17 protein-coding genes and 1 tRNA gene are annotated in these 22590 nt (G+C 73.4%); 14 read left to right on the top strand and 4 right to left on the bottom strand.

The window, feature by feature from the left end; genetic code table 11:
* Both ACIQTO_RS18450 and ACIQTO_RS18445 read left to right on the top strand, forming a co-directional pair.
* A complete protein-coding gene (locus tag ACIQTO_RS18450) occupies positions 1 to 576 on the top strand; it encodes a TerD family protein (protein ID WP_380571056.1) in 576 nt (191 codons plus the stop codon).
* Between the two features lie 69 nt (positions 577 to 645).
* The gene (locus tag ACIQTO_RS18445) at positions 646 to 1749 is read left to right on the top strand and encodes a DUF475 domain-containing protein (RefSeq protein ID WP_402388740.1); all 1104 of its coding nucleotides are present in this window, start codon (positions 646 to 648) and stop codon (positions 1747 to 1749) included.
* 139 nt (positions 1750 to 1888) lie between these two features.
* On the opposite strand, the gene ACIQTO_RS18440 is transcribed toward ACIQTO_RS18445, so the two are convergent.
* A complete protein-coding gene (locus tag ACIQTO_RS18440; protein ID WP_402388737.1) occupies positions 1889 to 3031 on the bottom strand; it encodes a DUF2637 domain-containing protein in 1143 nt (380 codons plus the stop codon).
* Between the two features lie 436 nt (positions 3032 to 3467).
* Between ACIQTO_RS18440 and ACIQTO_RS18435 the strand changes: the two genes are divergently transcribed.
* The gene (locus tag ACIQTO_RS18435) at positions 3468 to 4208 is read left to right on the top strand and encodes a Tellurium resistance (RefSeq protein ID WP_402388734.1); all 741 of its coding nucleotides are present in this window, start codon (positions 3468 to 3470) and stop codon (positions 4206 to 4208) included.
* A gap of 130 nt (positions 4209 to 4338) precedes the next feature.
* On the opposite strand, the gene ACIQTO_RS18430 is transcribed toward ACIQTO_RS18435, so the two are convergent.
* The gene (locus ACIQTO_RS18430) at positions 4339 to 5454 is read right to left on the bottom strand and encodes a TerD family protein (RefSeq protein WP_402388731.1); all 1116 of its coding nucleotides are present in this window, start codon (positions 5452 to 5454) and stop codon (positions 4339 to 4341) included.
* 459 nt (positions 5455 to 5913) lie between these two features.
* Between ACIQTO_RS18430 and ACIQTO_RS18425 the strand changes: the two genes are divergently transcribed.
* From ACIQTO_RS18425 to ACIQTO_RS18415, 3 genes are all read left to right on the top strand, one after another.
* Positions 5914 to 7197, top strand: a complete 1284-nt coding sequence (locus ACIQTO_RS18425; protein WP_402388728.1) for an HpcH/HpaI aldolase/citrate lyase family protein — start codon at positions 5914 to 5916, stop codon at positions 7195 to 7197.
* 178 nt (positions 7198 to 7375) lie between these two features.
* Positions 7376 to 9895, top strand: a complete 2520-nt coding sequence (locus tag ACIQTO_RS18420; RefSeq protein WP_402388725.1) for a phosphoribosyltransferase — start codon at positions 7376 to 7378, stop codon at positions 9893 to 9895.
* A 5-nt stretch (positions 9896 to 9900) separates the two neighbouring features.
* Complete coding sequence (locus tag ACIQTO_RS18415) at positions 9901 to 10770, top strand: HAD family hydrolase (RefSeq protein ID WP_402388722.1); 870 nt, start codon at positions 9901 to 9903, stop codon at positions 10768 to 10770.
* A 75-nt stretch (positions 10771 to 10845) separates the two neighbouring features.
* Here ACIQTO_RS18415 and ACIQTO_RS18410 read toward each other — a convergent pair whose 3' ends face one another.
* Entirely contained in the window at positions 10846 to 11067 is a 222-nt protein-coding gene (locus tag ACIQTO_RS18410) for a zinc ribbon domain-containing protein (RefSeq protein WP_329487465.1), read from the bottom strand.
* Between the two features lie 46 nt (positions 11068 to 11113).
* Positions 11114 to 12433, bottom strand: a complete 1320-nt coding sequence (locus ACIQTO_RS18405) for a hypothetical protein (RefSeq protein WP_402388720.1) — start codon at positions 12431 to 12433, stop codon at positions 11114 to 11116.
* A 212-nt stretch (positions 12434 to 12645) separates the two neighbouring features.
* Here ACIQTO_RS18405 and ACIQTO_RS18400 point away from each other — a divergent pair.
* The 8 genes from ACIQTO_RS18400 to ACIQTO_RS18365 all read left to right on the top strand — a co-directional run bounded on the left by ACIQTO_RS18400 (position 12646) and on the right by ACIQTO_RS18365 (position 22454).
* A tRNA-Val gene (locus ACIQTO_RS18400) sits at positions 12646 to 12717 on the top strand.
* Between the two features lie 200 nt (positions 12718 to 12917).
* Complete coding sequence (locus tag ACIQTO_RS18395) at positions 12918 to 13664, top strand: VIT family protein (RefSeq protein ID WP_402388717.1); 747 nt, start codon at positions 12918 to 12920, stop codon at positions 13662 to 13664.
* 122 nt (positions 13665 to 13786) lie between these two features.
* The gene (locus ACIQTO_RS18390; protein WP_402389260.1) at positions 13787 to 16318 is read left to right on the top strand and encodes an ATP-dependent Clp protease ATP-binding subunit; all 2532 of its coding nucleotides are present in this window, start codon (positions 13787 to 13789) and stop codon (positions 16316 to 16318) included.
* A gap of 227 nt (positions 16319 to 16545) precedes the next feature.
* Positions 16546 to 17847: a sensor histidine kinase gene (locus tag ACIQTO_RS18385; RefSeq protein ID WP_402388714.1), complete on the top strand. Its 1302-nt coding sequence runs from the start codon at positions 16546 to 16548 to the stop codon at positions 17845 to 17847.
* Positions 17844 to 18521, top strand: a complete 678-nt coding sequence (locus ACIQTO_RS18380; RefSeq protein ID WP_402388712.1) for a response regulator — start codon at positions 17844 to 17846, stop codon at positions 18519 to 18521. The genes ACIQTO_RS18385 and ACIQTO_RS18380 overlap by 4 nt, the downstream gene beginning before the upstream one ends.
* A 332-nt stretch (positions 18522 to 18853) precedes the next feature.
* Positions 18854 to 19126 (top strand): SHOCT domain-containing protein, encoded by a 273-nt coding sequence (locus ACIQTO_RS18375; protein WP_402388709.1) that lies wholly within the window; start codon positions 18854 to 18856, stop codon positions 19124 to 19126.
* Complete coding sequence (locus ACIQTO_RS18370; protein ID WP_402388705.1) at positions 19123 to 19878, top strand: ABC transporter ATP-binding protein; 756 nt, start codon at positions 19123 to 19125, stop codon at positions 19876 to 19878. The genes ACIQTO_RS18375 and ACIQTO_RS18370 overlap by 4 nt, the downstream gene beginning before the upstream one ends.
* Positions 19875 to 22454, top strand: coding sequence for an ABC transporter permease (locus ACIQTO_RS18365; RefSeq protein WP_402388702.1), 2580 nt, complete (start codon positions 19875 to 19877; stop codon positions 22452 to 22454). The genes ACIQTO_RS18370 and ACIQTO_RS18365 overlap by 4 nt, the downstream gene beginning before the upstream one ends.
* The last annotated feature ends 136 nt before the right edge of the window (positions 22455 to 22590 follow it).

Raw genomic sequence — 22590 nt, 5'->3', positions numbered from 1 at the left:
ATGAGTGTCACGCTCGCCAAGGGTGGAAACGTCTCGCTCACCAAGGCCGCGCCGAATCTGACGCAGGTGCAGATCGGCCTCGGCTGGGACGCCCGCTCGACCACCGGTGCGCCGTTCGACCTCGATGCGAGCGCGCTGCTGTGCTCGGGCGGCCGGGTGCTCGGCGACGAGTACTTCGTCTTCTACAACAACCTCAAGAGCCCCGAGGGCTCGGTCGAGCACACCGGCGACAACCTCACCGGTGACGGCGAGGGCGACGACGAGGTCGTCCTGGTCAACCTGGACCTCGTCCCGCCGCAGGTGGACAAGGTGGCCTTCCCGGTGTCGATCTACGACGCCGAGTCGCGCCTGCAGAACTTCGGTCAGGTCCGCAACGCCTACATCCGGGTGGTCAACTCCCTGGACGGGCAGGAGATCGCCCGGTACGACCTGACCGAGGACGCCTCCAGCGAGACCGCGATGATCTTCGGTGAGCTGTACCGCTACGCGGGCGAGTGGAAGTTCCGCGCGGTGGGCCAGGGGTACGCCTCGGGGCTGCGCGGCATTGCCCTCGATTTTGGCGTAAACGTACAGTAAAGGCCCGAAACCCGTCGTCGACCCGGTCGACGTTCTCGGCGCCATGAACTCGAAAGGTAACCAAGTCCCGTGTTCCTCCGCACCTTCGGCTGGTCATTCGCGATCACCGTCATCGGGCTGATCGCAGCCGGCCTGCTCTGGGGAGCTGAAGGATTCGGCATCGTGCTGATCCTCTCCATCCTGGAGATCTCCCTGTCGTTCGACAACGCGGTGGTCAACGCCACGGTGTTGAAGCGGATGAACCCGTACTGGCAGAAGATCTTCCTCACCGTCGGCGTGCTGATCGCCGTCTTCGGTATGCGGCTGATCTTCCCGTTGCTGGTCGTCGGCCTCACCGCGCACCTCAACCCGTCGACGGTCATCGACCTCGCGCTCCACTCCGACAAGACGTACGAGGGCCTCACCTACGGCCAGTACCTGGAGGCCGCCAACCCGGCCATCGCGGCCTTCGGCGGCGTCTTCCTGCTGATGATCTTCCTCGACTTCATCTTCGAGGAGAAGGACTACAACTGGCTGGCCTGGATCGAGCGTCCGCTGGAGAAGGTCGGCAAGCTGGAGGCCTTCTCCACGGTCGTCGCCCTGGTCACACTGCTGCTCGCGTCCAACTTCTTCGCCGGGGAGCACGCCGAGACGGTGCTGCTCGCCGGTGTGCTCGGCCTGGTCACCTACCTCGCCGTGAACGGGCTCTCCTCGATCTTCGAGGCCGGCCTGGAGGAGGACGAGGAGGCGGAGGAGAAGGCCACGAAGTCCGGGAAGTCCATCGTCCAGGTGGGCGGCAAGGCCGCGTTCTTCCTCTTCATGTACCTGGAGGTGCTGGACGCGTCGTTCTCCTTCGACGGCGTGGTCGGCGCGTTCGCCATTTCCAGCGACATCTTCCAGATCACCCTGGGCCTGGGCATCGGCGCGATGTACATCCGCTCGCTGACCGTCTTCCTGGTCCGTCAGGGCACCCTGGACGACTACGTCTACCTGGAGCACGGCGCGCACTACGCGATCGGCGCGCTCTCGGTGATCCTGCTGGTCGGCATCGAGTACCACATCCCGGAGATCGTCACCGGCCTGATCGGCGTCGCCTTCATCGGCCTCGCCCTCGGTTCGTCGGTCCTGCGCAACCGCCGGGTGGCCGCCGAGGGTGGCGGCGGAGAACACGAACTGGTGGGCGCCGACAAGTAGCGCCCGGGCCCCGGAGCCTTTCGCCCCGGGGCCCACACCACACAACGGCCGCCCCCTTCCTGCGAGGGGGCGGCCGTTGCGTGTGGTGGTGCGGGTGGCGCGTGGGGGGGTGCGTCGTGGACCGTCCCCGCCGCGGGGGTCAGCCGAGCTGCTGCTCGATGGCGCGCAGCTTGCGCTCCAGCGAGTCCAGCTTCGGCATCGACAGGGTGTCGTCGTCGGCCGTCAGGTCGATCGTCGAGCCGCGGTAGGAGGACGACGAGGAGCCGCCGCCGAGGTAGGACGATTCGCCGAGGGAGCCGGTCGAGGAGGAGCCGACGGCGGCACGCGGCCGGCGGCCGGCCTCCAGGGCGCTGGGCGAGGCGGGCTCCAGGACGGAGCGGCCGGTCTGGGAGGTGGTGGCGTCGGCGTCAGCGGCTAGGGCAGGCTCCGTAGCGCTCGGGCCGTCTCCGGCAGCGGTGAGCGCGGGCACCTGACGGCCGCCGCGTGCCCGGGCGAGCACGCCGCCCTGGCGGGAGATGGCCTTGAGCTCGGCGCGCTCGCGGCGGTCGGCGCTGCGGGCGCGCAGCTTGGCCGCCTCCTTCGACTGGCGCTCCTCGCGCACCTCCTCGACCGCCTCGTCCAGGCTGCGCACGTTCTCCAGCAGCATCAGCGACCAGGCGGCGTAGGTCTCGCGGGGGGCGCGCAGCCAGCGCACGATGCGGATCTGCGGCAGCGGGCGCGGGACGAGACCCTGCTCGCGCAGCGCGGCCTTGCGGGTCTGCTTCAGCGCCCGGTCGAACAGGATCGCGGCGGAGATGGACATGCCGGAGAAGAACTCCGGGGCGCCGTCGTGGGACATGCCGCGCGGGGCGTGCACCCAGTTGAACCAGGCCGAGGCGACGGCGAACACCCAGACCAGCAGGCGCGAACCGAGCGCGGCGTCACCGTGGCTGGCCTCGCGCACCGCGAGCACCGAGCAGAACATCGCGGCGCCGTCCAGGCCGAACGGGACGAGGTACTCCCAGCCGCCGGAGAGGCCGAGGTTCTCCTTGCCGAAGCCCACCAGGCCGTGGAACGACAGCGCGGCGGCGACGCCGGCGCAGCAGAACAGCAGGACGTAGGAGGAGATCCCGTAGATCATCTCCTTGCGCCGGCGGCGCTCCTCGGTGCGCTCCCAGGAGTCGCCCGACTCCTCGGTCTTGGTCGTGCTCTTGAAGCGCAGCGTCGCCACCAGGATGGCGGTGAACAGCAGGGCTGCGCCGCCGATGACGGTCCAGACCAGCTGTATGGAGGTCAGGTTCATTGCGGGTCGGGCCTCGGGTTTCCGCAGGGGACAGGTCACAGTGCGACACAGGCGATCAGATCCCGTCGCCGGGACAGGGCCTGACGGTGCGTCCTTGCCGCCGGGCGCGCCCACCACGCCCGGGCAGGGGCGGTAGGGACACCTGTGCGGCTAGACGATATCGCGTCCGAAGGGGCGGCATGTTACGGGAGGGGACCTTCACCCCGCCAGCCGACCCGCCGTCGGCCGCGGGCGGGGGCCCGGCCGCCCCTCGGCCCGGCCGCGTTCGGTGCTTGTGGGCGCCCCGCGCGTCCCGGCGCCGCCCCGCACCCGCCCCGGCGGTGTCCGGTTCATGTGGCTGGGTAGGGAGTTCGGGTACCCGGCGGGCGGGCTGATGCCGGATCATTGAGCGGCGGGACCGTCGGACCGACCGACCGGCCCCTGGGGGAGGACTGGGATGGCCTCGATTTGGGAGTACCTGCGCGGGGAGCGGAACACCCTGGACCCGGGCGGGCAGCACAAGATCACGCTCACCAAGTCGACCCCGCAGCACGCCATCACCGGGGCCGCGGCCACCACCGGCTACCTCTACGTCAACCTGCACTGGACCACCCGGATAGGAGCGCCGCGCGCCTCCGGCCGGGACACGCTCAAGCGCTGGTTCAGTCCGCGCATCCTCAGCCCGATGGAGCCGGACGCCCAGCAGAGCGCCCAGCTCAACGTCGACCTCGACCTGGCCTGCATGTACGAACTCTCCGACGGCAGGCGGGGTGTGGTGCAGCCGCTCGGCGGCTACTTCGGCGACCTCCAGCACGCGCCCTACGTCAAGCTCAGCGGTGACGACCAGTACGGGGCGCCGTCCGGCGAGACGATGTACGTGAACCTGGAGAAGAAGGACCAGTTCAAGCGACTGCTCATCTTCGTCTACATCTACGACGGCACACCCGCGTTCGAGCAGGCCAACGCGGTGGTGACGATCGTGCCGCAGACCGGTCCGCGGATCGAGATCAAGCTGGAGGAGCGTGCCTCGGCGGCCCGCTCCTGCGCGGTGGTGCTGATCGAGAACTCCGGGGACAACCAGCTGACGGTGCGCCGCGAGGTGCGCTACGTCAACGGCTTCCAGGCGGACATCGACCGGCTGTACGGCTTCGGGATGCAGTGGCAGCGCGGGTACAAGAACCCTTCGGGGCCGGAGTAGCCGCGCGGCCCGTTCGGGCCGCGGCCCCGGTTGTGCCCGCGGGCGGGTGCGTGGCCGGGGCCGTGCGCGTGTGTGTGCCCGCGGGCGGGTGCGTGGCCGGGTCCGTGGCCGCCCGGGTGGTCGGTGGCTGTCAGCGGGGCTGGAACTGCGGGCCCTGCGGCGGCAGCGCGAACTCCTCGGCGGGGGCCGGCGGCGCGGGCTGCTGCTGGGCCTGCGGGGCGGTGTTCGGCGGGGGGTAGCCGTAGCCGCCCTGCTGCGGGGCCTGCTGCTGGGGCGCGGGCGGCTGCGGGTACCCGTAGCCGGCGGCCGACTGGTGCGGCGGATGGGTCTGCTGCGGAGCCTGGTGGGACGGCTGGGGATAGCCGTAACCGGGGCGCGGGGCCTGCTGCGGGTAGCCGTAGCCGCCCTGCTGCGGCGGGGCGGGCTGCGGGGGGTAGCCGTACCCCGGCCGCTGGGCCGGGGGCGTCGTCGGCATCGCCGGCGGGGCCGGCGGCGGCGGGGGAGTGTTGGCGGGTACGGCCGGTGCCGACGTGGGCGACTGCGGGGCGGCGGCGAGGGGGACGGCGGGGGCCAGGGTGTACGTGCCCGGCTCGGCCCGCGAGGTCGGGCGGGGGTCCGGCAGGGCGGCGCGCGGATCCGTCGGCGGAGCGTGCGGGGCCGGCCGGTCGGCCGGTCCGGCGTCCAGGGACCCGCCCGCGCTGTCCTCGACGGTGATCCCGAAGTCGGTGGCCAGGCCGATCAGCCCGGAGGCGTAGCCCTGGCCGACGGCCCGGAACTTCCACGACCCGGCCCGGCGGTAGAGCTCGCCCGCGACCAGCGCGGTGACGTCGTCGTTCTCGGGCATCGCGAACTCGGCGAGCGCGGCGGCGCCCTCCCCGGCACCGGCGTCGAACAGCAGCAGGCGCAGGCCGGTCACCGTACGGAACGAGCCGCCCTCGGAGGAGCCGGCCAGGACCACCCGGTCCACCTCGGGCGGCAGCTTGGTGAGCTCCGCCTCCACGGTGTCGGCGATCTCGGTGCCGGCCGAGGTCTGCTGCTTGGGCAGGTGGCGCACCAGCCCCGAGGGGTGTCTCGGCTGGTTGTAGAAGACGAAGTCGGCATCGGAACGAACCCTGCCGTCGGCGCCGAGCAGCAGCGCCGAGGCGTCCACGTCCGGCGCACCGGGCGTGGCGCTCCAGCGCAGCACGGCGCGGACCGCCGCCACCGGCAGTGCGATGTTGGCGCCCTTGGCCATCACGTGCGTCATAGCCGACCATCCTGCCTGTTCGCCACCCCTTCGGACAACGTGACCGAAGGTGGTGAAACCGTGGGACTTTGCCAATGCTTGCGCTTTGTGAAGCGGAGGGTAATCTTCCGAGAATTCGATGTTTCGGAACCGCATTCGACCGGAAGTCGTCCGTACGATAGGCGGCCAGAGGGCCCCAGGGGGTTCGGCGAGGGGGATCAGCAGCGCGTGCCCGGGAACCACCGGGCCCGGTGGACCGGTTAACCATCGTGACGCCCCGCACCCCGGAACGGTGCCCGACGGCCCGTACCCCGACCTTCCGCAGCCCGACTCCACGCCTGATCGCGGCACCCTCCGAGCAAGCTCCGAGCATCCTCCCCGCACGCCCCGAGCAACGCCCCGCACGCCCCGAGTACCCCCGTACGCCCTTGAGCACGAGCCCCGCCGGACCGGCGGCCCCGCACCCCTGAGGAGAGCACCATGCGCCATTTCGGCCACCTCGCCGACGACGTACGCGGCCGGCTCTTCCTCGAACAGCCCCGGGCCTTCTCGGCGGAGAGCGAGGCGGCCGTCCTGGCCACCGCCCTCGGCGCGACCCTGTACAGCCCCGCCACCAGGCCCACGCTGGCTGCCGACATCCGCAAGCAGGCCGGCCGGGGCGTCGTCTCGATGGTGCTCTGCCTGGAGGACGCGATCGCCGACCACGAGGTGACCGCCGCCGAGGCCAACCTGGTGGCGCGGCTCGGTGAGCTGTTCGACGAGCTGGGTGACGGGGGCCGGGACGGAGTCCGTGGCGAGTCGTCCGGCGGGTGGCTGGGAGAGGTGCGTGGAGTGTCCTCCGAGACGGCCGCGACCGTCGAAACCTCCATCGATTGCGCACAAGATCTGCCCCTGCTCTTCATCAGGGTTCGCGCCGCCGCTCAGATCACCGACCTCGCCGACCGGCTCGGCCCGGCGATCGGACTGCTGACCGGCTTCGTGCTGCCGAAGTTCACCGACGAGAGCGGCGGCGACTTCCTGGAGGCCCTCGCCGCGGCCGAGGCGGCCACCGGGCGGCGGCTGTTCGCCATGCCCGTCCTGGAGTCCCCCGAACTGGCCCACCTGGAGACCCGCCGCGAGCAGCTGTTCGGCATCGCCCGGCTCCTCGACAAGTACCGCGAGCGCGTCCTCGCCGTCCGCCTCGGTGTCACCGACCTCTGCTCCGCGTACGGGTTGCGCCGCTCGCCCGACCTCACCGCGTACGACGTCGCCCTGGTCGCGGCGGTGATCGGGGACGTGGTCAACGTGCTCGGCCGGGCCGACGGCACCGGGTTCACCGTGACCGGGCCGGTCTGGGAGTACTTCCCGGTCCAGGAGCGGATGTTCAAGCCGCAGCTGCGCCGCACCCCCTTCGCCGAGGCGGAGCCCTCCGGGGAGGCGGTGCGTCAGCGGATCATCGAGCACGACCTGGACGGCCTGATCCGCGAGATCGAACTCGACCGGGCCAACGGACTGCTCGGCAAGACCTGCATCCACCCCAGCCACGTCCCCGCCGTGCACGCGCTCTCCGTGGTCACCCATGAGGAGTACAGCGACGCCCGGGACATCCTGGACCAGGAGCGCGGGGGCGGCGGGGTGCTGCGCTCGGCGTACACCAACAAGATGAACGAGGCCAAGCCGCACCGGGCCTGGGCGGAGCGGGTGATGCTGCGCGCCGAGGTGTTCGGGGTGGCGCGGGAGGACGTCAGCTTCGCCGAGCTGCTCTCGGCCTGCCTCTGCGGGTGACCCGCACGCTCACGCTCCGGACGGCCCGCTTGACCCGCACGCTCTGTACGGCCCGTACGACCTGAGCGGCCCGTTTGACCCGCACGCTCTGTACGGCCCGCACGGCCTGAGCGACCCGCTTGACCCGCACGACCTCGCACCGATCGCACGACTCGCACCATCGAAGGCAGGACCAGTAGTGACAGCACAGCAAGAGTGGACCGGCCGCTGGGTGGCCGACCGGGCCGGTGTCGGCCTGACCGGCTCGGACCGCCTCCCCGAACTGGTCGGCCTGGCCCTGCGCGAGAACCCCAAGCGCGCCCACCTGCTGGTCTCCACCGTGCTCGGCAAGCACGTCCCGCAGCGCCCGTCCGTGGTGCACGGCGCCGGCCTCGACCTCGGCCGCCGGGTGCGCGAGCTGCTGGGCGAGGAGGCGGCCGCACGCGCCGTGGTGCTCGGCTACGCCGAGACCGCCACCGGCCTCGGCCACAGCGTCGCCGACGGGCTGGACGCCCCCTACCTGCACTCCACCCGCCGCCCGGTGGCGGGGGTGACCCCGGTCGGCGGGTTCGAGGAGGAGCACTCGCACGCGACCTCCCACCTGCTGCTGCCCGCCGACCCGGCGCTGCTGGCCGGGGACGGCCCGCTGGTCCTGGTGGACGACGAGTTCTCCACCGGCAACACCGTCCTCAACACCATCCGCGAGCTGCACGCGGAGTACCCGCGGGAGCACTACGTCGTGGTCGCCCTGGTCGACCTGCGCGACGAGGCCGACCGCCGCCGGCTGGCCGACACCGCCGCCCGCCTCGGCACCCGGCTCGACCTGGTCGCCACCGCCAGCGGCGGGGTCGAGCTGCCCGGGGACATCCTCGCCCGCGCCGAGCGGCTGATCGCCGAGGTCGGCCCGGCGCCGGAACCGCCGGCCGCCGCCCCCGCCCCGCTGGTGCGGGTCGCCCTCGACTGGCCCGAGGGCCTGCCGGACGGCGGGCGGCACGGCTTCGACGCCGTACACCGGGCGCAACTCGAAGCGGCGCTCCCGCGGTTGGCGGCCCAGCTGGCCGCCGCCCTGGAGCCTGCCCCGGCTCCTACCTCCGGTCCGGAGCCGTCCTCGGCCCCGGCTCTGGTCCCGGCGCCTGCTTCCGGTTCGGAGGCGGCCGAGGACGGCCGCGTGCTGGTCCTCGGTTGTGAGGAGCTGATGTACGCGCCGCTGCGCCTCGCCGGTGCCCTCGCCGACCGCCTCGCGAACGGTGCGGAGCGGGTCCGCTACTCCACCACCACCCGTTCGCCCGTCCTCGCGGTGGACGACCCGGGCTACGCCATCCGCACCCGGCTCTCGTTCCCCGCCCACGACGGACCGCGGGACGGCGGCTCGCGCGAGCGCTTCGTCTACAACGTCGCCCCCGGCGCCGACCCGGCCCGCCGCTTCGACGCGGTCGTGCTGGTGATCGACGACGTGGCCGACACCCCCGAGCTGCACGAGGGCGGGCGGTCCCTGCTCGCCCAGCTGCGACAGGTCACCGACCGGGTGGTTCTCGCCGTGCTGCCCTCGCACCGGCCTGCCCGACCGGCGTCCGCGCTGCCCACCCCGCTGCACGGCCCGGAGTTCTCCTCCTACCGCGCCGACGAGGTGTCCTGGCTGCTCAAGGACCTCTCCGACGTCCCGCTGGAGGCCCCCACCGAGGAGCGCGAGGAGGCCGTCCAGAACGGCGGCGCCCACTACGCCGAGTCCCTGCCGGTCGAGTACCAGCCCAGCCCCGAGTACCAGGAGCTGTTCCACCAGGCGCTGCGGATCAGTGCCCGCCGGATCGCGCTCGCCGTCGGCACCGTCGCGGAGACGCTGGTGCGCGAGCGCGGCCGCGGCCTGGTGCTCGCCTCGCTGGCCCGGGCCGGCACCCCGGTGGGCGTCCTGATCCGCCGCTGGCTGGCCTTCGCGCACGGCCTGGACACCCCGCACTACGCGGTCTCGATCATCCGCGGCCGCGGCCTGGACCCGGTCGCCGTGCGCTACCTGGACGCCCACCACAACGCCCCCGACGTGGTGTTCGTCGACGGTTGGACCGGCAAGGGCGCGATCACCCGCGAGCTCGCCGAGGCCCTGGCCGGCACCGCGTTCGACCCCGAGCTGGCCGTCCTCGCCGACCCCGGCCGCTGCGTGCGCACCTACGGCACCCGGGACGACTTCCTCATCCCGTCCGCCTGCCTCAACTCGACCGTCTCCGGCCTGATCTCCCGCACCGTGCTGCGCACCGACCTGATCGGACCGGACGACTTCCACGGCGCCAAGCACTACACCGAGCTGGCCGGCGGGGACGTCTCCGGCGCCTTCCTGGACACCGTCGCCGACCACTTCGCCGAGGTCCGGGACGAGGTGCGACTGGCAGCCGACCGGCTCGCCGGCGCGGACCGCACCCCCGACTGGGCGGGCTGGGCCGCCGTCGAGCGGATCAGCGCCGAGTACGGCATCGACAACGTCAACCTGGTCAAGCCCGGCGTCGGCGAGACCACCCGGGTCATGCTGCGCCGGGTCCCCTGGCGGGTGCTCGCCCGGCGCGGCACCGGCGCCGATCTCGACCACGTCCGGCTGCTCGCCGCCCAGCGCGGCATCCCCGTCGAGGAGGTGGACGATCTGCCGTACTCCTGTGTCGGCCTGATCCACCCCCGCTACAGCCGGGGTGCGACCGGCGCCTCCGGCACGGCCGTCCTGGTGAAGGAGTCCTGAACCCGATGAGCAGTCCCCGTGGTTACCTGGTCGCGAGCGATCTCGACCGCACCCTGATCTACAGCAACCGCGCCCTCGCCCTGGACGTGCCCGACCGTCTCGCACCGCGGTTGCTCTCCGTGGAGGTGCACGACGGCAAGGCGCTCTCGTTCATGACCGAGCAGGCCGCCGAGCTGCTCGTCGAACTCGCCCGCGAAGCACTCCTCGTCCCCGCCACCACCCGGACCAGGACGCAGTACGAGCGGGTCAACCTGCCCGGCCCGACGCCGGGGTGGGTCCCCTCCTACGCGATCTGCAGCAACGGCGGCCGGCTGCTCGTCGACGGCGTCCCGGACGAGGACTGGCAGGCTGAGGTGGCCGGCCGGCTGGCCACCGCGTCGGTGCCGCTGGCCGAGGTGGTCGAGCACCTGGCGCTCTGCGCGGACCCGGAGTGGACGCACAAGCGGCGGGTCGCCGACGAGCTGTTCGCCTACCTGGTCGTCGAACGCGCCGAACTGCCGGCCGGCTGGCTCGACGAACTCACCGGCTGGTGTGCCGAGCGCGGCTGGACCGTCTCGCTGCAGGGCCGCAAGGTGTACGCGGTGCCCGCGCCGCTGAGCAAGAGCGCCGCCCTGGCCGAGGTCGAGCGGCGGGTCGGCGGCGCGACCGTGCTGGCCGCCGGCGACTCGCTGCTCGACGCGGACCTGCTGCTCGCCGCCGACGCGGCCTGGCGCCCCGGACACGGCGAACTCGCCGACAGCGGCTGGACGGCCCCCGGCGTCACCGCCCTCGACCAGGTGGGCGTGGCGGCGGGGGAGGAGATCATCCGGCAGTTCCTGGCCCGCGTCCGGGGCGGCGTGGACGCCGGTGCGGTGGACGCCGTCGTCAACGGCTGAGGCTTCGGCCCCCCGACGTCCCGCGTCCGTCGTGTCGCCTGCTGCTCGGCCCTGGGCGGTTCGGCCCTCAGCCGCTCAGCCGCAGCAACCGCCGCCGCAGCAGCCGCCCCCGCCACCGGACGGGGCCTGCTGCGCGGCGCCGCCGGACGCGCCGCCGGTGACGGCGACGGCCGACAGCAGCTTCACGGTGTCCTCGTGACCCTGCGGGCAGACCGCGGGGTCATTGGCCTGCGCCATCGTGCGGCGGAGTTCGAACGTGGCGCCGCAGGAGCGGCAGCGGAAGTCGTAGCGTGGCATACCCGCAGGGTAGCCCGGTGCCGGCCGGCGTCGCAGGCCGTCCCCGTCAGCGGTGGCTGCCCAGATCCTCCCGGATCAGCTCCACCACGTCCGCCGCCGTCTCCCGCACCGCGGCCAGCTCGGTCAGGAAGTGCCAGTAGTCGGGGTGCCGGCCTGCGGCCTCCAGCGTCGCCACCGCCCGGTCCAGCCGGCCGACCGCCGCGTCCAGCGGAGCCGCGTGCCGCGGGTCCGGCGCCTGCCGGCCCGCCATCGCCAGCCGCTGGGCGTCCCGGAGCGCGAAACGGGTCCGCTCGATCTCCCGGTTCGGATCGTGCTGCACCTCGTTCAGCTGGCGCAGCCGCTCGTTCACCGCGACCACCGAGCCGTCCGCGGTGTCCAGCAACGCGCGCACCGTGCCGATCGCGCCCGTCGCATCCGCCCAGCGCTGCTCGTCGCGCGCCCGCGCCGCCTCGGCGAGCTTCTGCTCAGCCGCGTGCCCCGTCTGCGCCACCTGGTCCGGCACCCGCTGGAGGTCCTGCCAGCAGGCCGTGGCGAACCGCCGCCGCAGCTCACTCAGCGCCGGCTCCACCGTGCCGGCCTTGGTCTCCAGCGCCTGGACGCGGGTCCGCAGACTGGCCACCCGCCGGTCGATCTCCCGCGCCCGCTCCGGCAGGTGCTCCGCGTCCGCCGCGATCGCGTCGGCCCGCTCCTTCACCCGCTCCGCCCGCTGCAGCGTCGCCGCCACCCCGTGCCGGCCCGCCCCCTCGTTCAGCCGGCCCAGCTCCGGGCTCAGCTCGGCCAGCCGGGCCGCCAGGTCGTCCGCCTTCAGCCCCGCGCCGCGCACCTCCTCCAGCGTGGTGGTCGCGCTCAGCAGTGACCGCTTCGCCTGCTCCACCGCCGGCGTCACCCGCATCAGCTGCGACTCGGCGTGCTGCAGCACCGGCTGCAACCGCTGCAGGAAGTCGTTCAGCTCCGCCTGCGCCGCCCCGAGCTGCCCCCGCACGTCCTGCAACTGGTGCCGGGCCCGCGCCGCGGCACCGGACTCCAGCTCCTCGGCGTCCAGATCGTGCGCGTCCAGTGCCGCCAGGTAGTTCACGGTGACCTGGTCGACCCGGCCGGAGATCGCCTCGAAGTCCGCCGCCGCCCGTCCCGCCGTCGCGCCGTCCTCCGCCGCGCGCACCGTCTCCACCGCCAGCCGCACCTCACGCTGGGTGGAGTCCAGCTCGTAGAACGCCTGCTGCGCCGCGTCCCGGGCCGCCTTCGCGTCCGCCCGCACCCCCTCACCGCCGCGCCGGCCCCACCACCCCCCGCCCGTACCGAACGACGCCGCCCCGGCAGCCCCGAGCGCACCGGCGACCACCAGCGGCAACACCAGCACCTCGGCCACCGCACTCCCCGGCCGCCGCCGCCCCCACCCGCTCCCGCCGGCCACCCTCACTGCGCGCTCCCTGCTCCGACCGCTGATCCACTGCCCATTGTTCCCGATCGCTCCATCCCACCGTCACCCCTACCCGTTCCACTCCCCGATCACCTGCACCACACCACCCCCCGGACCAGGTACGCTAGGCAGTCGTCGTGCCCCCACCGGGCCGCGATGGGGGGCGCGTAGCTCAGTGGTAGAGCGCTGCTCTTACAAAGCAGATGTCGGCGGTTCGAAACCGTCCGCGCCCACAGATGAGAAGGGCCAGTTCGGAGGAGTGATCCTCGCGAACTGGCCCTTGGTCGTTCCCGGGGTCCCGGTCGGGCCGCGCCGCTTGCTGCGGGGCCTGCCGGCCGGGGCGGGAGCCGGTCGGTGGGCGTGCGGGGGTGGGCGGGTCGAGTGATCATCGGGTGGGCGGGTAGCTCTGAGGGATGATCGGAGGTGAACGCTGATGGACGGACAGACCCCAGCGGCGCCGGCGGCCGGGCAGGAGGCCGCCCGCGCGCCGGGTGAGAGCCGGGCCGAGCTGTCCTCGCGGCTCAACTGGCTGCGGGCGGCCGTGCTCGGGGCCAATGACGGTGTGGTCTCGACGGCGGGCATCGTGACCGGTGTCGCGGGTGCGTCCGGTTCGCGGACGGCGCTGGTGGTGGCGGGTGTGGCGGGTCTGCTGGCCGGGGCGATGTCGATGGCGGCCGGGGAGTACGTCTCGGTCAGCACTCAACGGGACACCGAGCAGGCCGCGTTGGCGAAGGAGCGGCGCGAGCTGGCGGAGGATCCGGAGGGGGAGCTGGACGAGCTGACCGACTTCTTCCGGGGCGCCGGGCTCGACGACGCGCTGGCCCGCGAGGTGGCTGTGGCGCTCACCGAGCGGGACGCGCTGGCCGCGCACGCGCACACCGAGTTGGGGATCGATCCGAAGGTACTGACCAATCCGTGGCACGCGGCGTTCGCCAGTGCCGCCGCCTTCACCCTGGGCGCGCTGGTGCCGCTGCTCGCGGTCCTGCTGCCGCCGGAGTCCTGGCGGCTGGGGGTGACGGTCCTGGCCGTGCTGCTGGCGCTCTCGGCGTCGGGCTGGGTGAGCGCCCGGCTGGGTGGTGCCGGGCCGGTGCGGGCGGTGCTGCGGAACGTGGCGGGCGGGATGCTGGCGATGGTCGTCACCTACAGCGGCGGGCTGCTGCTGGACCGGGTGACGGGCTAGTGACCGGTACCTGAGCGGGGCCGGGGTCGGGGCCAGTCGACCGGTCCTGCCCGGGAGGCGACCGCCGGGAGGCTGTGTTTGTGTGGGCCCAGACTGCTTGGGAGAGGTGAACCACGGTGACCATGCCCCCGTTCGGATCGAACGACCCGTTCTCCGACCTGCTCAGCCGGTTCTTCGGAATGAGCCCGACGGCCTCCCCGCCCGCCGTGCAGCGGGTGCCGATCGGGCGGTTGTTGAGCGAGTCCTCGCAGGAGTTGCTGTCGCTCGCCGCGCGACGGGCCACCGAGGACGGGAGCGGCTACCTCGACACGGCCCACCTGGTCTGGGCCGCCACCCGGGTGGACGCGTCGCGCCGGATGCTGGAGCGCGCCGGTATCGACCCCGATCAGCTCGGTGAGGACGTGGGCAAGGAACTGCCCTCCGGGGACGGGACGCAGGCGGCGGACGGCCGCCCCGCGCTCACCCCGTCCGCCAAGCGCGCGCTGCTCGCCGCGCACGCCCGGTCGCAGGAGGCCGGCGCCTCGTACATCGGGCCGGAGCACATCCTCGGCGCGCTGCGGGAGGAGGAGCAGCGCTCGGGTGCCGGCACGGCCCTGCGCAACGCGGCGCCCTCGCCGGAGGCGCTGCGTACGGTGATGGAGGGGCGCGGGACGGGTGGTGAGCGCAGTAGTACCGGCGCGCACCCGAGCCAGACGCCGACCCTGGACGAGTACGGTCGCGACCTGACCGAGGAGGCGCGCGCGGGCCGGCTGGACCCGGTGGTCGGGCGCGCCGAGGAGATCGAGCAGACCGTCGAGATCCTCTCCCGCCGCACCAAGAACAATCCGGTGCTGATCGGTGAGCCGGGCGTCGGCAAGACCGCCATCGTGGAGGGCCTGGCGCAGCGGATCATCTCCGGGGACGTCCCGCAGAGCCTCCGTGACAAGCGGGTGGTCGCGCTCGACCTCACCGGGCTGGTGGCGGGTTCCAAGTACCGCGGCGAGTTCGAGGAACGGCTGAAGAGCGTGATCGACGAGGTCACGGCGGCCGAGAAGAGCGTGATCCTCTTCCTGGACGAGCTGCACACCGTGGTCGGCGCGGGCGGCGGGGGCGAGGGCTCGATGGACGCGGGCAACATCCTCAAGCCCGCGCTGGCCCGGGGCGAGCTGAGCGTGGTGGGCGCCACCACCCTGGACGAGTACCGCAAGCACGTGGAGAAGGACGCCGCGCTGGAGCGTCGCTTCCAGCCGGTGCTGGTGCCCGAGCCCAGTGTCGAGGAGACGGTCGAGATCCTGCACGGGCTGCGTGACGCGTACGAGGCGCATCACCAGGTGCGGTTCACCGACGAGGCGCTGGACGCCGCCGCGAGCCTCTCCGACCGCTACGTCAGCGACCGGTTCCTGCCCGACAAGGCGATCGACCTGCTCGACCAGGCCGGCGCGCGGGTGCGGTTGCGCAGCCTGAGCGGTTCCACCGAGTCGATGCCGGTGCAGGACCGGATCACCAAGCTGCGCCGGGAGCTGGAGGAGGCCGTCGCGGACGAGGAGTTCGTGCGGGCCGCCAACCTCAAGACCGAGCTGCGGCAGACCGAGGACGAGCTGGCCGCGATCACCGAGTCCCGCGAGGAGGTCGTCGCGGTCACCGCGGAGGACATCGCGCAGGTGCTCTCGGGCCGGACGGGCATCCCGGTCGCCGAGCTGAACGCGACCGAGCGCGAGCGGCTGCTCCAGTTGGAGGAGCACCTGCACCAGAAGGTGATCGGGCAGGACCAGGCGGTCACGGCCGTCGCCCAGGCGGTGCGGCGCGGCCGGGCCGGGATGGGCGACCCGGAGCGGCCGACCGGCTCCTTCCTGTTCCTCGGGCCGACAGGCGTCGGTAAGACGGAGCTCGCGAAGGCGCTGGCCGCGCTGCTGTTCGGAGACCCGGACCGGATGATCCGATTCGACATGAGCGAGTTCCAGGAGAAGCACAGCGTCTCCCGGCTGGTCGGTTCCCCGCCCGGGTACGTCGGCTACGACGAGGCGGGGCAGCTCACCGAGGCGGTCCGCCGCAAGCCGTACAGCGTGCTGCTCTTCGACGAGGTGGAGAAGGCCCACCCGGACGTCTTCAACCTGCTGCTCCAGGTGCTGGACGACGGGCGGCTGACGGACGCCCAGGGGCGTACGGTCGACTTCCGCAACACCGTGGTCATCATGACCAGCAACATCGGGTCGCAGCGGATCCTCGACCACGCGGGCGATGTGGACGAGATCAGGGACGACCTGATGCGGGACCTGCGGACGCACTTCCGGCCGGAGTTCCTCAACCGGATCGACGAGGTGATCGTCTTCCACGCGCTCTCCCGCAAGGACCTCCTCAAGGTGGTCGACCTGATGCTGGAGCGCAGCCGGCGGCGGCTGAAGGCCCAGGGCGTGCGCCTGGAGGTCACCGACGGGGCCAAGGAGTGGCTGGTGAACCGGGGCCACCAGCCGGAGTTCGGGGCGCGGCCGCTGCGCCGCACCATCCAGTCGGAGCTGGACAACCGGATCTCCAACCTGCTGCTGGACGGCACGGTGCAGGAGGGGGACACCTTGATCGCGGAGGTGGACGGCGGCGAGCTGGTGGTGGCGCTGGCCCGGCCGGAGCCCTCGGCGACGGCGGAGGAGGCCGGGGCGAAGGCCGCCGCGTCGTCGTAGTGGCGGAGTCGGTCGCGTCGGACCGGTCCGGTCACCGGTCACGGGCGGTGTGTCGCGGCTCGGCGCGATCCTGGTCGGCGTGCTTGCGGTCGGCGCGCTCAGGGCCGATGTGCTCAGGCTCGGCGCGCTCAGGGCCGGTGTGCTTCGGGCGTACTCCCGCGGGAGTACGCCCGAACGCCACTGCCGGGTGACGCGGTGGGGCGGGCCCGGGGTCTAGCCTTCCGGGCATGACGCCGCGTACACCCCAGCCGCCGCGGGCGCGCCCCGGGCCGTCGTCGGAGGAGCAGCCCGGCCCCGGCGGGCGCCCCGTGCCCGCGCACGGGCCCGACACGCCTGTGGACGGGCAGGCCGAGCCCTGGCGCCCGCCGTGGGTGCGGGCCGCAAAGGCGGGTTGGCCGGTGGCCGCGGCGCTGGTCGTCGCGGCGGTGCAGGTGGTGGGGTCCACGGCGGCCGCGCAGCACCAGAGCGGGCGGGTCCAACTGGATACCTTCGGCTATCTGCTGCTGCTGCTCGGCCCGGCCCTGTTGGTGCTGCGCCGCCGGTGGCCGGTGGCGGCGGTGGCGGGCAGTTCGGCCGTCACCGGGCTGTACCTGGTCGCCGGGTATCCGTACGGGCCGGTCTTCGCCAGCTGGGTGATCGCCTGCTGCGTGGCGGTCGCCTCCGGGCACCGGCGGGCCGCCTGGGCCGGGCTCGGCGGGGTCTACCTCGCGCATGTCCTGATCACCTTCGTGGTGCCGACGCGCTGGCTGCGCACGCCGCCGCCGACGATCGCCTGGTGGCAGGAGCTGGGGCTGGTGGCCTGGCTGCTGCTGGTGCTGTCGGTCGCCGAGATCGTCCGGTTCCGGCGGGAGCAGATCGCCGCCCACCGGGAGTACCGCCGGCAGCAGGAGCAGCGCCGGGCCGACGAGGAGCGGCTGCGGATGGCACGGGAGTTGCACGACATCCTGGCGCACAGCCTGTCGCTGATCACCGTCCAGGCCGGGGTCGCGCTCGAACTGATCGACAGCAGACCGGAGCAGGTCCGTACGGCACTGGCCACGATCAAGGCGACCAGCAAGGAGGCCCTCGGCGAGGTCCGCCAGGTGCTCGGGACGCTGCGCGGGCCAGGGGTGGCGGCGCCGCGCGGCCCGGCACCCGGGCTGGCCCGGCTCGACGAGCTGACCGAGCAGGCGGAGCGGGCCGGGCTGGCTGTGGCGGTGCGTGAGACGGGCCGCCGGCGCGCGGCGGCCGCCGGTGTCGACCTGACGGCCTTCCGGATCGTCCAGGAGGCACTGACCAACGTGATCCGGCACTCGGTCGCCCGGCAGGCGACCGTCGGCCTGGACTGGACGGACCCGGCCACCCTGGTCGTCACGGTCGACGACCCGGGCCCGGCCGCCGGCGGCGACGCGGGCGGCAGCGGCAGCGGGCTGACCGGGATGCGGGAACGGGTCGCCGCGTTCGGCGGCACCCTCACGGCGGGGCCGCCGGCGGGCGGCGGATTCCGGGTCCGGGCGACGCTGCCCACGGCCGGGGCGGAGGACGAGTGATCCGGGTTCTGCTGGCGGACGACCAGTTGCTGGTGCGGGCGGGTTTCCGGGCGCTGCTCGACCAGCAGGACGACCTCACCGTGGTCGGTGAGGCGGACGACGGCGAGGCCGCCGTCCGCCTCGCCCGCGAACTCCGCCCGGACGTCGTCCTGATGGACATCCGGATGCCCCGGACGGACGGGCTGGAGGCGACCCGTCGGATCGCCGCCGAGCCGGCTCTGTCCGAGGTGCGGGTGGTCGTCCTGACCACCTTCGAGCTGGACGAGTACGTCTTCGAGGCGCTGCGCTCGGGGGCGGCCGGGTTCCTGGTCAAGGACACCGAACCGGCCGAGCTGCTGCGTGCCGTCCGGGTCGCGGCCGCGGGGGACGCCTTGCTGTCGCCGGGGGTGACGCGCCGGTTGATCGGCGAGTTCGCCGCCCGTTCCAAGGCGCCGGAGCGGACCCCGGCGGGGCTCCCGGACATCTCGGCGCTCACCGAGCGGGAGCGGGAGGTGCTGGCACTGGTGGGCCTGGGGTTGTCCAACGTGGACATCGCCCGCCGCCTGGTGGTCAGCCCGCTGACCGCGAAGACGCACGTCAGCCGGGCGATGGTGAAGCTCGGTGTGCGGGACCGGGCCCAGCTCGTCGTGCTCGCCTACGAGTCGGGGCTGGTCCGCCCCGGCTGGCTGGGCTGAGGCCCGCCCGGTCCGGCCGAGCCCGGCTTCTGCCCGGTCTGGCTGGGACCGGCTTCTGCCCGGTCCGGCCCGGTCCGAGCCCGCTCCGCTGCGGTGGGCCTCGTCCGGTGCGTCCAGGCCCGCCCGGTAGGTCGGTCGCGCCCGTCCCGTGACCGTCCCGCGTCCGCCGGGTACTTCCCGCGCGTCGTCCCGCGCCCGGCCGTACTCCCGCGGGAGTACCCCAAGAGCCGCTGCCTGGAGGACGCGGGAGCAGGACCCCCGGCGGGAGGCTCAAGGTGCTTCGGGACGCACCCCGAAGCGGCTGGAGTCCACCGCCGAGGAGATGAACCACCATGTACACCCTGTTGGCCGACCACGACGGGCACTGGCCCGGCCCCTGGATCCTGCTGATCCCGCTGGCCTGGGCCGCCGTCGTGTTCCTTGTGGTCGTCGTCCTGCGTCGGACGTTCTGGCGCCGGGGCTGCGGTGCCGGGGCGGACCACCCGCTCGCCGTGCTGGGCCGCCGGTACGCCGAGGGCGACATCGACGCGGAGGAGTACCGCGCCAAGCGGGCCGTCCTCAACGAGACACGGCGCGGGCAGGACCGAGGGGGCGCGGGGAAGTGAGCACTCTCGATGTCGTACGCGACACCGCCGCCCGGGTCGTCGACGCCGTGAAGGTCTACGGCGTCGGCGACACCGTGGTCCGGGCGCTGGACCACGTCACGGTCGACTTCCCGGCCGGGGGGTTCACCGCGATCATGGGCCCGTCCGGCTCGGGCAAGTCCACGCTGATGCACTGCGCGGCGGGTCTCGACACCCTCACGGAGGGCCGGGCCTACATCGGCGGTACCGAACTCGGCCCGCTCGGCGACCGGCGTCTCACCCTGCTGCGCCGGGACCGGATCGGCTTCGTGTTCCAGGCCTTCAACCTGGTGCCCACGCTGACCGTCCGGGAGAACATCACCCTTCCGCTCGACCTGGCCGGCGCCGCGCCCGACCAGGGCTGGCTGGACGCGCTGATCGACGTCGTCGGCCTCGGCGACCGGCTGCACCACCGCCCGAGCGAGCTCTCCGGCGGTCAGCAGCAGCGCGTCGCCGTGGCCCGGGCGCTCGCCGGGCGACCGCAGGTGGTCTTCGCCGACGAACCCACCGGCAACCTCGACTCCCGCACCGGTGGCGAAGTGCTCGGCCTGTTGCGCCGAGCCGTCGACGAGATGGGACAGGCCGTCGTCATGGTCACCCATGACCCGATGGCGGCGGGGTACGCCGACCAGGCCCTGTTCCTTGCCGACGGCCGGCTGGTCGACCGGATGGAGCAGCCGAGCGCCGGTCGGGTACTGGACCGGCTGAAGGCCTTCGAACGGGGGCGGTCATGAGTTCCGCGACCGCCGCCGCCCGGCTCAGCCTGCGCTCCCTGGGCGCACACAAGCGGCGCCTGATCGCCACCTTCCTCTCGATCCTGCTCGGGGTCGCCTTCCTGACCGGGACGATGGTGCTCGGCGACACCCTGCGCTCCAACTTCGACACCCTGTTCGCCGACGCCAACGCCGGTACCGACGTGGTGGTCCGCAGTGCTGACGTCCTGGACTCCCCGGGAACGCCCGGCGGGGTGCGGGCGCCCGTCGACACGGCGCTCACCGAGCGGTTGCGGGCCGTCCCCGGGGTGGCCGCCGCCGAGGCGTCCGTCCAGGGCGCCGGCCAACTCGTCGGCAGCGACGGCAAGCCGATCGGCGGGCAGGGACCGCCGACCCTGGCCGGCAACTGGCTCACCGACGGCCGGCTCAACCCCTACCGGCTCGCCGAGGGCCGCGCGCCGCAGGCACCCGGTGAGGCCGTGGTCAACCGCGGCGCGGCGAAGGCCGGCGGGCTGCGCATCGGCTCCACCACCGTGCTGCGCACCCCCGATCCGGTGACCGTCACCGTTGTCGGTATCGCCACCTTCGGGGACAGCGCGGACGGGATGGGGCCGAGTACCTTCACCGCGCTGACCCTCGGGGACGCCGAGCGTCATCTGACGCCCAAGGGCGCCGGACAGGCCGGTTCGATCCAGGTCCGCGCGGCGGACGGGATCTCCCAGCAGGAGCTCGCGAAGCGGATCGCCCCGGAGCTGCCGAGCGGGCTGGAGGCGATCACCGGTACGGCGGCTACCCAGGAGAGCACCGCGATGGTGTCGGGGCGGTTCCTGAGCATGTTCACCATGCTGCTGCTGGTCTTCGCCGGGATCGCGCTGCTGGTCGCGACCTTCACCATCCACAACACCTTCGCGATCGTGGTCGCCCAGCGGACCAGGGAGAACGCCTTGCTGCGGGCACTCGGTGCGGTGCGCGGCCAGGTGCTCGGGGCGACGCTGGCGGAGGCGTTGGCCGTCGGTGTGCTGGCCTCGCTCGGTGGGCTGCTCGCCGGGATCGGCGTGGCCGCGGGGCTCAAGGCGCTGTTCGCGGCGCTCGGCTTCGCCCTGCCGACGGGCGGCATGGTGATCAGTACGGCCGCGGTGGTGTTGCCGTTGCTCGTCGGCACGCTGGTCGCGATGGGGTCGGCGCTGCTGCCGGCCGTTCGGGCCGGCCGCACCGCGCCGCTGGCGGCACTGCGTGAGACGGGAGTGGACCGGGCGGCCGAGGGGTGGTCCGGCAGGGCCCGGGCGGTGCTCGGCGGGCTGTTGGTCGCGGTGGGCGTCCCGGTCGCCGTCCTTGGTGCGACGGACGGGCCGTCGGTCATGCTGACCGCCGGTGGTGCGCTGGTCGTCCTGGCCGGCATGGTGGTGCTCGGTCCCGTTGCCGCCGCCCTCGCCGTCCGGGTGCTGGGTGCGCCGCTGCCCCGGTTGCGCGGGGTGTCCGGCACACTGGCCCGGCGCAACGCGGCCCGCAATCCTCGTCGCACGGCGGCCACGGCGAGTGCCCTGATGATCGGCGTCGCGGTGGTCACCCTGTTCACGGTGTTCGGTGCCTCCGTCAAGGCCACACTGGATGCCACGGTGGACTCGTCCTTCGCCGGAGATCTCGCCGTCACCGCGCCCTCGTTCGGCGCGGGCGGCAGCGGGGTCAGCCCCAAGCTGGCGGACGCGCTGGCCCAACTGCCGGAGGTGCGGCAGACGGTGGGTCTCGGCCGGGGCGTCGCGCGGATCGACGGCCACGGGCGGGTGCTGGACGTCACCGACCCGGCACGACTGGCCGGGATCGTCGATCTCGGGCGCGTCGACGGCACCCTCGACGGGCTCGGCACCGACGGCCTGGCGGTCGCGCGCAGTGAGGCGGACCAGCGCGGCTGGCGGCTCGGTCAGCAGGTGAACGTCGCCTTCGCGGACGGCGCGAGCGGTCCGTTCACCATCCGCGCCCTCTACGAGAGCGAGGGTCTGGCCGGCGACTATCTGATCACCCGCCAGGCATGGGCCCCGCACCGAGGGCAGGAGGCGGACACCATGGTCGCGGTCGGGCTGAAGGACTCGGTGCCGCTCGCCGCGGGCCGGGCCGCTGTCGAGAAGGCCGCCGCGCCGTTCGGGAACCCGCAGGTGCAGGACCGGGACCAGTACGCGGCGAGCGCGGCCGGCGGGGTCGACATGATGCTCTCGGTGGTCTACGCACTGCTGGCACTGGCGGTGCTGATCGCGCTGCTCGGAATCGCCAACACGCTGACGCTGGCCGTGCACGAGCGGACCAGGGAGCTGGGGTTGCTGCGGGCGGTCGGTCAGACCCGGGCCCAGCTGCGGGGCATGGTGCGCTGGGAGTCGGTCCTGGTGGCAGCCTTCGGGACGGTCGGCGGCCTCGGCCTCGGGGCCTTCCTCGGTTGGGCGCTGGTGCGGGCCTCGGACAGCGCGGGGACGGGTTCGTTCGCGATCCCGCCGGGACAGCTCGCGGTGGTGCTGATAGCCGGGTTGGCGGCGGGTGCGGTAGCCGGTCTGCGCCCGGCGGGCCGGGCGGCACGGTTGGATGTGCTCCGGGCGATCGCGACGGACTGAGGAAGCCGGACTGAGGAGCCGGACTGAGGAGCCGGATCGAGGAAACCGGACTGAGGAAGCCGGGGCAGGGCCGGGCCGCCCGCTCCTGCCCGGGCCCGGCCGGGTTCGGTCACCCGGCCGGGTGTGGAGCTCAGCC

Origin of the sequence: Kitasatospora sp. NPDC091207 (assembly GCF_044768625.1) — a bacterium.
Taxonomy (GTDB): domain Bacteria; phylum Actinomycetota; class Actinomycetes; order Streptomycetales; family Streptomycetaceae; genus Kitasatospora.
This window is presented reverse-complemented; position numbering and strand designations above follow the sequence as displayed.